Genomic DNA, 632 nt, shown 5'->3' with positions numbered 1-632 from the left:
AACCTGACAGGCAACGATACAGATGCTGATGGCACCATTAACAATGGCTCTGTTTCTGTAGGAACGGCCACAAACGGAACCATTGTCAATAATGGTAATGGAACAGTTACTTATACCCATGACGGTTCGGAAACTACCAGTGACAGCTTCACCTATACCGTTAATGACAACAACGGAGCCACATCAAATACTGCAACCGTTAATATTACCATAACACCACAGAATGATGCGCCGGTTGCCAATAATGATGCGGCCACTGTTAACGAAGGAGCTTCGGTTACCATTAACCTGACAGGCAACGATACGGATGCTGACGGTACAATTATCAATACCTCTGTTTCTGTAGGAACTGCTGCCAACGGAACCATTATCAATAATAACAATGGAACGGTTACTTATACCCATGACGGTTCGGAAACTACCAGTGACAGCTTCACCTATACCGTTAACGACAACAACGGAGTAACATCAAATACCGCAACTGTTAACATTACCATTACGCCTCAGAACGATCCGCCAGTTGCCAATAATGATGTTGCCACGGTTAACGAAGGAGCTTCGGTTACCATTAACCTGACAGGCAACGATACAGATGCTGATGGCACCATTAACAATGGCTCTGTTTCTGTAGG

General features: G+C 44.8%; 1 protein-coding gene. It reads left to right on the top strand.

Features of this window, described 5'->3' with window-relative positions:
- Nucleotides 1-632: Ig-like domain-containing protein (locus tag KDU71_RS22795; RefSeq protein ID WP_212193439.1), on the top strand; the 632-nt coding region annotated here is incomplete at both ends.

Origin of the sequence: Carboxylicivirga sediminis, from assembly GCF_018156225.1 — a bacterium.
Taxonomy (GTDB): domain Bacteria; phylum Bacteroidota; class Bacteroidia; order Bacteroidales; family Marinilabiliaceae; genus Carboxylicivirga; species Carboxylicivirga sediminis.
The sequence above is the reverse complement of the archived record's forward strand: the minus strand, read 5'-3'. Positions and strand labels throughout refer to the sequence as shown.